The 11,257-nt window shown below is 38.4% G+C and carries 11 protein-coding genes; all 11 read right to left on the bottom strand.

Annotation, left to right across the window (positions count from 1 at the left end):
* Window positions 1-105: 105 nt before the first annotated feature.
* Complete coding sequence (locus Hs30E_RS05715) at window positions 106-936, bottom strand: hypothetical protein (RefSeq protein ID WP_172208712.1); 831 nt, start codon at window positions 934-936, stop codon at window positions 106-108.
* Between the two features lie 237 nt (window positions 937-1,173).
* The gene (locus tag Hs30E_RS05710) at window positions 1,174-1,497 is read right to left on the bottom strand and encodes a PspC domain-containing protein (RefSeq protein WP_228462002.1); all 324 of its coding nucleotides are present in this window, start codon (window positions 1,495-1,497) and stop codon (window positions 1,174-1,176) included.
* A complete protein-coding gene (locus tag Hs30E_RS05705) occupies window positions 1,463-2,617 on the bottom strand; it encodes a DUF4097 family beta strand repeat-containing protein (RefSeq protein ID WP_228462001.1) in 1,155 nt (384 codons plus the stop codon). The genes Hs30E_RS05710 and Hs30E_RS05705 overlap by 35 nt, the downstream gene beginning before the upstream one ends.
* A 135-nt stretch (window positions 2,618-2,752) precedes the next feature.
* Window positions 2,753-4,123 carry a UDP-N-acetylmuramoyl-tripeptide--D-alanyl-D-alanine ligase gene (locus Hs30E_RS05700; RefSeq protein WP_172208708.1) on the bottom strand — a complete coding sequence of 457 codons (1,371 nt, stop codon included), beginning with the start codon at window positions 4,121-4,123 and terminating at the stop codon, window positions 2,753-2,755.
* A gap of 54 nt (window positions 4,124-4,177) precedes the next feature.
* Window positions 4,178-5,602, bottom strand: a complete 1,425-nt coding sequence (locus Hs30E_RS05695) for a 6-phospho-beta-glucosidase (RefSeq protein WP_172208706.1) — start codon at window positions 5,600-5,602, stop codon at window positions 4,178-4,180.
* Window positions 5,603-5,620: 18 nt separating this feature from the next.
* Window positions 5,621-6,919 carry a PTS sugar transporter subunit IIC gene (locus Hs30E_RS05690; RefSeq protein ID WP_172208704.1) on the bottom strand — a complete coding sequence of 433 codons (1,299 nt, stop codon included), beginning with the start codon at window positions 6,917-6,919 and terminating at the stop codon, window positions 5,621-5,623.
* 144 nt (window positions 6,920-7,063) lie between these two features.
* Window positions 7,064-7,795, bottom strand: coding sequence for a MurR/RpiR family transcriptional regulator (locus Hs30E_RS05685; RefSeq protein WP_172208702.1), 732 nt, complete (start codon window positions 7,793-7,795; stop codon window positions 7,064-7,066).
* An 86-nt stretch (window positions 7,796-7,881) separates the two neighbouring features.
* A complete protein-coding gene (locus Hs30E_RS05680; protein ID WP_172208700.1) occupies window positions 7,882-8,931 on the bottom strand; it encodes a D-alanine--D-alanine ligase in 1,050 nt (349 codons plus the stop codon).
* 80 nt (window positions 8,932-9,011) lie between these two features.
* Complete coding sequence (locus tag Hs30E_RS05675) at window positions 9,012-9,749, bottom strand: LytR/AlgR family response regulator transcription factor (RefSeq protein WP_172208698.1); 738 nt, start codon at window positions 9,747-9,749, stop codon at window positions 9,012-9,014.
* On the bottom strand, window positions 9,730-11,103 hold the full coding sequence (locus Hs30E_RS05670) for a sensor histidine kinase (protein ID WP_172208696.1): 1,374 nt from the start codon (window positions 11,101-11,103) through the stop codon (window positions 9,730-9,732). Before Hs30E_RS05670 ends, Hs30E_RS05675 begins: the two co-directional genes overlap by 20 nt.
* The gene (locus tag Hs30E_RS05665) at window positions 11,104-11,247 is read right to left on the bottom strand and encodes a hypothetical protein (RefSeq protein ID WP_172208694.1); all 144 of its coding nucleotides are present in this window, start codon (window positions 11,245-11,247) and stop codon (window positions 11,104-11,106) included.
* Between the last annotated feature and the right edge of the window lie 10 nt (window positions 11,248-11,257).

Genomic DNA, 11,257 nt, shown 5'->3' with positions numbered 1-11,257 from the left:
TGCTAAAATCAAAACCTTTAAGTGTATGGCTCAGAAATATCGTAATCGAAGAAAGAGGCACTTACTTCGTGCGTCCTTAATTTGTGGTATTATCAATTTCGAAATTTAATTTCGGGAGAAGTCTATTGTAAAATTCCCATCATTCTGAAATGCAGTCTCTCCAGAATTATATCTAATAACACTATCCATCGCGCCTAATTCTTCCTTTAAACGAGACAATTCCTCCTCTTTAGCTGATTCATTATACTTACTCTCTAACAATGAAAGACTTCGCTCAACATTCTCAAAGGAGACATCTGCCATATCTTCTAATGAAGCGTACTCACTTACACGTTCAAGAGCATTTTTTTGAACTATATCATAACTTTCTTTAAAACCATTATATTCTTTTTCAAGATAAGTATCATAAGGTTTCACTACATTCACATAACAAACATAGTCTGAACCTACAGAAACAACTAAACAAATTACAAGAATAATCGTATTCCAACCCCCTTTAGAGGCTGACAGTAGTCCTACTAATACTTGGATAACAACTGCCCAAATGATAGCAATAAGCGGAGATATATCACTTGAAATAATCATCATACCAATTGCTGTTGTTACAGTAGAAGCAATTTCTAAAAAAACTATACAGGTAACTTTCATTTTATTAACTGTTTTTTCAGATAAAACACTATTTTTATTCGTTACAGCAGCATCTATTATAAAAAAGAGCGCTTTAGAACGAACTTCTTTATCAACTGCTTTAGCATCAGGAACTTCCTCATTCCAAAAAGAGCTACTTTTAAATTTTTTCCTAACCAATGCAGGTAAAAACGTCACTAAATCAATAATCGAATTTACTAAATTTGGTATGGCATCAAAAAAACGACGAAACTCTATTTTTTTTACATACTCAATAACACATTGAAACAATTTTTTTAGTTTAGTCATCATACACTCCTAACAATATCAACTTTCAAGCTCATTGGACACATAATTATAAAATTCATACATCACCAAATATTTAACAATATTTGGTGATAGATTTTAAAAGATAAAACATGAACTATAATACGAATTTATTATAACACATAAATAGAAAAAAAAGAGTTTTCTAAATATTTTTTACTTTTTAAATTCCAAACAAAAACGTCCGTCAACTTGACAAGACGTCTCTTCTAAAATGACTTAAAACTGTGACCAATCATCATCGTCGTCAAACGGTGTGACATCTTTTCTGGTTTGCGTTTTTGAGGTGTTATTGCCTGACCATTGCGAATAGCTAGAAAAATCCTGTTTTTTTTGACTAACATGTCGCGGCGCAGACGGGATAATAATCGCTGCAATGATATAAAACAGAATCGGTGATCCAATACCACCAATCGTTATCACGGCATAGATAATTCGAATAATTGTTATCACATCAGGTGTCAACCCGAGATATTCACCAATCCCGCCAATAACACCTGATAGCATTTTATTGGTTCTTGATTTCGTCAGTTGCCTCGCCATCTTGATTTACCTCACTTTCCTTTTCACTCAATTCTTCTACTTTTTGGGAAATAGTGTCAGAAATTGCGTCTGTCGGTGTCACTTCTGCTGTGACCGTTTCTTTAGCCGTTGGTGCGACCGCTTCGCCGTCTTTTAGCCAAACTGTTCCTGTATTTGTCCCTGCATCAATCGTCAAACTATTTGTCGCTGTTCTAACCAAAGCTGCACCATTTTTTGTAATTTCAAGCGGTGTATCAAGCTGCAAACGCGTTTTATAGCTGCCAAATGTTGTCTTAACATAACCAACAAGACCGATATTTTCAGGGACAGAAATTTTGACATCGCCGTTGACATTTTTAACTTTGAGATTTTCAGAATTTAAAGATTTCGTCGTTACCAAAATATCGCCATTAACATTGGTAATTTCAGCTTTCTCAAAATCTGTTGCAATCCTGATTTTGCCATTGACAGCCTTGACACGCAAGTCTTTGATTTCGCCACCTGTCACGCGCAGATCGCCATTAACTTGTTTAATCGTCACATCATCAGCCACCAAAGATTTGAGGTCAACAACGCCATTAACAACATCAAAAGTCGCTTCCTCAAGCTGTTTTGCCGCAAGTGTAATTGTAAAGTCAGCAACAATTCGCTTGCTCTTAACATCAATCGTCAAAATGCCATTATCAAGGTCAATCACAACATTATCACGAAGAAAATCATCAAGCGCTTCCTCAGTCACACCGCCATAAACCTTGTAACTCACTTCGACAATCGTTTTTTCGACGTCCTTAACACTGACACTCACGTCCCCAGAAGTCGCTGATACGTTCAAATCGTTGATTTCGCCCGTCAAGGCTTTAAAATCAGACTTCGATACTGACTTGATGTTAGGAAAACCACCGCTAAAATCAACGTTGTTGTCAACCGTTTTCTTGGCTGTGCTGAAAACTGTTTTCATCAAAGCACCCGCTTGGTTAATCAACTGTTTGAAAGTTTCAGATGAGTCCGTTTGGTAGCCATCTTTGTCAACTTTCTTGTTTTTTTCAGTTTTTTCATTGACTGGTTCATCTGAAAAACCTGATTTTTCAAGCAATTCGATTGCTTCACTTTCGGTAATGATGCCTTTGCGCATCAAATCCATAATTCTCTCTTTTTGATTGTTCATATTAGCCACACTTTCGTTTTTTAGGTCTTAAAATTTACTGTAAATGTTTGACAAGATTATTATCTCATATTTTTATCGAAAAAAAATCAGACTTTCGCCCGATTTTTATTTTTATCTGTCATTTTTTTGCAAAGCCTTAACAACATCTGCTAAACGCATGGCATGACTGCCTTTGAGCAAGATTTGGTCAGCTGATTGCAGATTTTTTTGTAAACTTGCTATCAATTCTGGCAAGTCATCATTTTTAGCATTCTTGCGAAAATAATGAACTGTTTGAGGTGGAAAAATTTCTGTTGCATGTTGGACTAAGGGGAAAATTTCTTCGCCATAAAGATAGAGACAGTCGAGTTTTTCAGGGTTAAGTGCACTTATCATCTCAGCATGAAATTCTGCCGATTTTTCGCCCAATTCTTTCATATCAGCCAAAACAGCGATTTTTCTACCGTTTTCATTTTTGTTAATATCTTGAAAAGTTTCTAATATCAGGCGCATGGCAGTTGGATTAGCATTGTAAATGTCTGATAAAATGTCTGCACCATTTGCGGCTTTCAACCATTCAACTCGGTTCTTAGTTAAATTGAGTTTGGCTAATGCCTGTTTGATATTTTGGGGTGAAACACCTTCGTGACTGCCGATATAGGCGGCAATCATGGCATTTGTCGCATTAAATTTTCCTGTCACTGGAATTGTCAAGGTTTCATCTAGGAAATTAACATTAAAAATTAGGTAATCTTTGTATTCATATAAGGTTGTCAGATAAAGGTCCGCGTCCGCCCCAAACCGTGTGATTTTCTGATTTTCGGGGAGATAGGCGTTAATCAGCTTATCAGCTGGTGCAATGAGTTCTCCGCCATTGACCAAACCGTCAGTTATCTGCAACTTACCCACAGCGATTTTCTCACGTGTCCCGAAAAATTCGAGGTGGCTCTCGCCAATCAGCGTGATGACCGCAAGTTTCGGGCGCGCAAGTTTCGAGAGCAGATGAATGTCGCCCATGTGATCCTGCCCCATCTCCAAAACCAGTTTTTGCGTCCCGCTGGGCATGTGAAGAACGGTGTAGGGTAGACCAATCTCGTTGTTATAATTGCCTTGCGTTTTGTAGGTTTTGTAGGTCGTCGCAAGAATCTGAGCTGTCATGTCCTTGGTCGTCGTTTTGCCATTGCTACCGGTGATAGCAATCACATCAACTCCCGTTTTTTCAAGGTAATAACGCGCTAGTTTTTGGAAAGCCTGCTCCGTATTATCAACCAAGATATGCGGGAAAGCCACCGTTTTTTCCGATAAGCTGACAACTGCACCATTTTCAAAAGCCGTCGCGATAAAGTCATGTCCATCACGCGCGCCTTTCAGCGGTAGGAAAATGTCGCCAGATTTGATGAGACGACTGTCAAACTCGATATTGTTAAGCGTCCTATCTGGTAAATCAGCTAAGTTATTTTTGGCACCAACTACTTTTGCGATTTCGTGTAATGTTAGATTCATAGTTTTTATTTTAACATAAAAAAACGAGGGATTCTATCCTCCCTCGTTTAAAATTTATAATATCTCGCCATTACTTGCAATAACTCGCTGATACCACTCAAATGACTCTTTTTTACTGCGATTTAACGTCCCATTGCCGTCATTATCCTTATCAACATAAATCATGCCATAACGCTTTTTCATCTCGCCTGTTCCTGCTGACACGAGGTCAATAAATCCCCAAGGTGTATAACCAAGGAGGTCAACGCCGTCAATTTCAACAGCATCTTTCATCTGCTCAATGTGCGCTTTTAAATAATTGATGCGATAATCGTCATAAATTTTGCCGTCAACAACCTCATCAACAGCGCCAAAACCATTTTCAACGATAAAAAGTGGCAATTCATAACGTTCCGCAAACCAGTTCATAGCATAGCGTAGACCTAGCGGGTCAATCTGCCAGCCCCACTCGCTCGCCTCAACATAGGTGTTACGAATCAGCTCACGCGCTTCATCATAATCAAAACCTGCGCCATTGTCCGTATCCTTGACAGCAAAACTCATATAGTAAGAAAAGCCAATATAATCAACTGTCCCAGCCGCTAAATCTTGCTTATCTTCGCTAGTTATGTCAATATGGTAACCACGGCGCTTAAAGTAAGCCGTCAAATAGCTCGGATAATGCCCACGGGCATGCACATCGCTAAACCAGTAACGGCGCTGCATGGCAACTTGCGCTTTCATAATGTCGCGCGGTTTCATTGTCGCAGGATAAATCGGACACATGGCAATCATGCTACCGATTTGAAAATCTGGATTAATCTCGTGACCGATTTTGACAGCTCTTGCACTCGCAACAAGCTCATAATGGGCAGCTTGATACATGATTTGCTCACGATCTTCGCCAGCGGTAAATCTCAATCCTGAATTTGTAAAAGGTGCAAAATCTTCAAGGAAATTCGATTGATTGTTGATTTCGTTGAAAGTCATCCAATATTTGACTTTATTTTTGTAGCGTTTGAAAACTGTTTCAGCAAATGTCACAAAGAAGTCAATCAATTTACGATTGCGCCAACCACCATACGCCGTTACCAAATGATAAGGCATTTCAAAATGCGACAGAGTAATCACTGGCTCAATACCATATTTCAAACATTCATCAAACAAGTCATCGTAAAATTGCAAACCTGCCTCATTTGGCTCTGTTTCATCGCCTTTTGGAAAAATGCGTGTCCAAGCAATAGAGGTGCGGAAACATTTGAGCCCCAACTCTGCAAATAATGCCACATCTTCTTTGTAGCGATGATAAAAATCAATCGCTTCGTGATTGGGATAATTTTCGTTTGGTAACACGCCGTCAGTAATTCGCCGTTCGACACCATTTGCCCCAACGGTCATAACATCAGCAACGGAAATACCTTTGCCATCCTCATTCCAACCACCTTCTAATTGATGCGCAGCAACTGCTCCGCCCCATAAAAAGTCTTTTCTTAAAGTCATTTTCTCTCCAATTTTTATTTAATTTGCCACGTTTCCTTTTTCTTGGGCAACAGTAATCTGATCCATTTTCTTAGCAAATGGCAAATAGATGAAAAATGTCATCGTCAAACAAATCGCTTGCAATATCGCAGCTTGCCACCCATTTGTCAAGAAACCTGAAACAATTGGTGGTGTTGTCCATGGCACAACAATCCCCTCAAACATTGGCACTACACCTGTATAAATAGCGAAGTAGGTCAATAAACCTGAGCATAAAGGCGAGAGGATGAATGGTAAAAGCATGATTGGGTTCATCACGATTGGTGTTGCAAAAATTACAGGTTCATTGATGTTGAAAATGCCTGGAATGATTGAAAGTTTGCCAAGTTCTTTGTACTGTTTTGATTTGGCAAAGAAAACCATGAAAACAACCAAGCCAATTGTCATCCCTGCGCCTGTCACGGTCATGTATTGATCCAAAAACTGTTGTGTTACTATTTTACCACCATTTGCCCGAGTTAGCGTTTTTCCAGCTTCGACAAGTTCTTTATTGTCAAGAGAATTGGCAGTCAAAAGTGGCCCCATAATCCCCCCGACAATGGTCGAGCCGTGGATACCGAAAAACCAGAAAAGTGGAATCACCACACCCATGACAATAACACCAGGAAGCGTAGAGGTCATACCTTGTAGTGGCGTTTGTAGTACTTTGTAAATCCAGTCAAAGAATGTCGTGTTAAACTTGTCAAAGACAATGTAGACAATCAAAGTCAGACAGGTAATCGCAACACCTGGAATCAGCGCTGTAAAGGAGTTTGCCACATTTGGTGGCACACCGTCAGGGAGCTTGATACGGATGTCGTGCTTGATAAACCAAGAGTAGATAATACCAACAAAAAGACCAACGATAATCGCTACAATCATCCCTTTACCACCAGTCCAATCTTTGTTAATGATATTGCCGACAATATTACCACTTTCAGATTCTGTGACTTCTGAACTCATGAGGAGCAAAAATTGCGCCATGGCAATCATACCAGCGGGCAAAGTGTCATCAATACCTTGCTCCTTAACATAACAAGAGGTAATGCCCATTGCCGCGAAAAACGCCATAATGGCAAAGGTTGCGCCAAACGCTTGGTTGAAATAGCCAGACAATCCCGCATTCTCAATCGCAGTCGAAACTGCGGGAATCGGAAAATTGGCAAGAAGCAAGAAAATCGAGCCAATAATTGAAAATGGCATGGTGTAGAGCATGCCATTACGAAAGGCTATCATGGGTTTTGTCGAAACAAATTTCATGATAGCGGGAATCAGTTTCCCATTAATAAATTCATTCATAGATGTTCTCCATTTTTTAGTCATTTAAAAATAATGGTAAGCGCTTACTTGAATTTAGTATAACTTATTTTTAGGAAGAAATAAATAGGCGTTCATCAACTTGTAACTTGTAACATTTTTTGTAACAAAAAAGCGACACCTTGGTCACTTTTCAACTTTGATATTATGCGCAAAAATCTCAATTAATGCCAAAACTGGCAACTGTGTTGTCAGCTTAATCGCGCGCGTACTTGCAAATTCATCTACCATGTAATAAGAAAAGTTACTATCTGCTAACTTAGCAATCGTCGAATTTTCGTCATTAGTAATCGAAACAATCTTTGCCCCCGTTTTTTTAATGGCACAAATCTGCTCCAAAATTTCCTTGGTTTCGCCCGACACTGACAAGATTATCAAACAAGCGTTTTTATAACCTGTTGAAGTAATCGGAAAATAGGGATCCGTGATGACAAATGACTGAATCCCAACATTTGTAAAATAACGATAACCATATTTTGCAAGTGCACCACTTGTTCCAATACCGAGAAAAACGCAATAATCACAGCCCTCAATCAGTCGACAAACCCGCTCTAATTTTTCTTGAAAAACCTGACCAGTCAAGCCTTTAAGAAAAGAATCCAACTCAAAAAAATTGGCATAGTAAGTCTCAAGCGACGTTTCAAATCGCTCATTTTTTGCAATATCGAACTTCAATTCCGCAAAACCATCATAACCCAAATGCCGACAAACTCTAACAATCGTCGCCGTTGAAACATGTGTAACTTGCGCCAATTCCCGAATCGTCATCTTTTTGACCGTCTCAATATGCTCATTAATATAATGATAAACTTGAAATTCTGTTTCATTTAACTTCTTGATTTTTTCAACTGAAAACATGGCAACTCCCTTAATGATTGAGGAACGAAGTGACGAAGAGTTTAGGGTCTTGCTATCTACAACGTAGCTTAGTAACTCACGCAATCCTAATTCTCCAACTTACTCTCCCGAGCCTTGAAAGTCTCAAACGCCAACTCAACCAATTTCTCAATCAAATCTGAATAAGCAAGTCCCATATTTTCCCACAAAAGCGGATACATTGAAAATTGTGTGAAACCCGGAATTGCATTGATTTCATTGAGGTAAATCTGCTCGTCTGCGGTCATGAAAAAATCGCAACGTGACAAGCCTGTTCCTGCGACTGCGCGATAAGCAGTTTCAGCAAATTTTCGCATTTTTTCCGCAACATTTTCAGGAATTTCCGCAGGAATCGCCATGGTAATCTGGTTGTCAATATATTTGGACTTGTAATCGTAAAAGGCGACATCCTTAACCACTTCACCTGACATTGTTGTCTGAACATCGTTATTACCAAGAACTGCGACTTCGATTTCACGCGCATTGACACCTTGCTCAATGAGAATCCGACTATCAAACTTAATTGCCTCATCAATCGCAGCACGCAATTCACTTGCCGTCTCGACTTTTGAAATGCCAACAGACGATCCCATATTGGCTGGTTTGACAAAAACTGGATAGGTCAAGTTTTCAGTCACTTCAGCCATTTTTTCATCAATTTTCGCCAAATCAGTCAGCGCCACATATGGCACTTGCGGGATATTGACCGACGTAAAAACGTGCTTGGTCATGATTTTATCCATGGTCACGCTAGCATGCGTGATATTGGGACCAATATAGGGCATTTTGAGAATCTCCAAAAAGCCTTGAATCGAGCCGTCCTCGCCCATTGGGCCATGCAAAACTGGAAAAACAACGGCGTTTTTTTCGTAAATGCTAGCTGGCGAGACAATTTGAGCAGTAGTTAGTGTCTCATTTGTCATCAATCTTTCATCCGCACTTGGCGTTGCTGTAAATTCTTGCGTTTTGATGAAGTCGCCATTTTTGCTAATGAAAAAAGTTTTGACTGTAAATTTGTCATAATTCACTGCTGAAATCACGCTCTCAGCTGATAGCACCGACACTTCACGCTCGGCACTACGCCCACCATATAATATAACTAAAGTTTGCTTTGACATCTTGTCTCCTAAAAATCATCTCTTTGCCCTATATTATACCATAAAAAATCACTCATTTTCGAGTGATTTTAGTTTGTAGACTAAGAAAAAGCTGGCATTTTCCCTAAAATTTTTGCACCACTTCTCGAAACAGGTAACTCTGTGTCATCATCAAGAAGAACGAGTTTTTCTTTTTTATAATATCTTATAATTCGTTCTTTATTGACAAGGTAAGAGCGATGAATGCGCACGAACGTGTCAGATTGCGCATCAATCTTAGACAAACTGCCAAAGAAAGACACGGTTTCCCCGTCCATTTGCAATAAAAGTTGATGCGCATTACCAGTCGTTTCAAAGTAGTAAATATCCGAATAACGCGCCTCGATTAGCTTATCAGTTCTTGTTTTATATGAAAAGATTTGACCCAAAGGTTTAATCCGATTGAACTCGATATAATGGTCAATGTTATCAAGAACCTTTTTATCAAATTCATCTTGTGGCAATATTTTGTCAATGAAATCATGCGCATTAACGCGATATTCGTAGGTAATCGGCGCAAACTCATTATGGGTTGTGACAAAACTGATTTGACCGAGTGAATCTAGCTGACGAATCTTTTCAGCTGCCCTGAGACCCGCGTCTTTATCTCTATTAATCGCAATATCTAAAAAATAGATATTATTTTGCGGCACATCCACAAGTTCTTCTAAAAGGTCGCGTACATTACCACAGGCAACGACACCCCCATTGGGATACTTTTTTTGTAATAGATAGTCTCTAATCAGACTTTCTAAGCGAAATTGTTGTACTTGATCATCTTCAAGAATAAATACTTTCATTATCTTTTTTCCTCATTTCTAATTCAACTCTAAATTTGTAATTGTTGGCTTGAATATGGTAGTTAGTATTTGCATACCTTTTCATCACTCTTTCAACGTTTGCAAGACCATGACCACGATCTGCGCTCTTTGTTGAATAACCGTCTACCACGAGCTTTCTTGGCGACAATTTTTTTTCACTCATATCATTTTCGACAACATAATATCTCGTTGCCCCTCTATTAAAAATCGCTAAACTGACACTCGGGTTAGCCATTTCGCATTCTCTGGCTGCCTCGATTGCATTATCTAACAAAATGCCTAGCATCCTCACCATGTCTACTTTGTCAATTCTTAAACTGTTAATTTCGTTAGGAATTTCTAATTCAAAATCAATATTAGAACTTTCAGCTTTTAATATTTTTTCTGAAATCACACTTTTGAGTTCTTCAACTTTGACATTTGACAATTTTTCAACTTCCCTACGACCATTTTCTAGGAGAATGTTACTTGCACCTAGAATTTCATTATAAGTTTTTCTAATTTCTTCTATTCCTTGCGTTTCAATCGTTGTTCGCATAGAAACAAGGACATTGGCAAAATCATGACGGAAAGCACGAACTGTTTGAAAAGATTCTTCAACTTCTTTTGTATAAGTCGCAAGGTTTGCTAAAATATACTCTTTGTATTTGATAAGTTTTTGAATTTCCCATTCCCTGTATTTGGCATTGATTATATACAAGGAAAAGATAAAGCCGAAAACATAGATAAATAGGACATAGCGAAAATCAAAATAATTGCCAAGCTCAGTTAATCTAACTGAATTATTAGAAATATAGAAAAATGCCATAAATAAATTTGAAACGAGAATTATACGATGCTGTTCTGCCTGAATATCACGCTCCTGCTCCTGCTCCTGCTCCTGCTCCTGCTCCTGCTCCTGGGCGATTATAAACCGCTTCGGTTCTAATGTCAAGTATTTTGTCATAAAAATATAGACAGGTATAACACAAAGACAGCCAATGCTTGCACCCATTGACATACTTTCTATTTTAAAAATTCCCTCTACAATAAAACAAAAGATAAACATTTCAACGGCATAAGTGAAAGTCAAAGCAAACATGGTATAAAACAGATTAAGTGCCAAATTGCGTTCCCGATATTTTTGTAGAAATAAAGTATAGATCAGTATATCCAATACGCAACCTATCACAATAAACGATTTAGGCACTATCATCGCGTTTATTACCCCTAGTAATGATGGGATAATAAATAATTTCCAACTAATCTGCTTACCAGTAATTCGATATAAAATATATGGAATTACCACAAGATAAAACCCAATGGCACTCACTCCACCAATAAATAATATCATTTATTTATTAAATCCAAATTTTGAAAACAAATTACCAAACCAAGTCCCAACAGCAAGAATACCAACAACCTCGCCACCCTTAACATCAACTAACTTCTCATCACGAATCACTTCAAACTTCTCAATTCCTTTAAATTCAACCATTTTTCTTCTC

Source organism: Pseudolactococcus hodotermopsidis (assembly GCF_011170085.1).
GTDB classification, from domain to species: Bacteria; Bacillota; Bacilli; order Lactobacillales; family Streptococcaceae; genus Pseudolactococcus; species Pseudolactococcus hodotermopsidis.
This window is presented reverse-complemented; position numbering and strand designations above follow the sequence as displayed.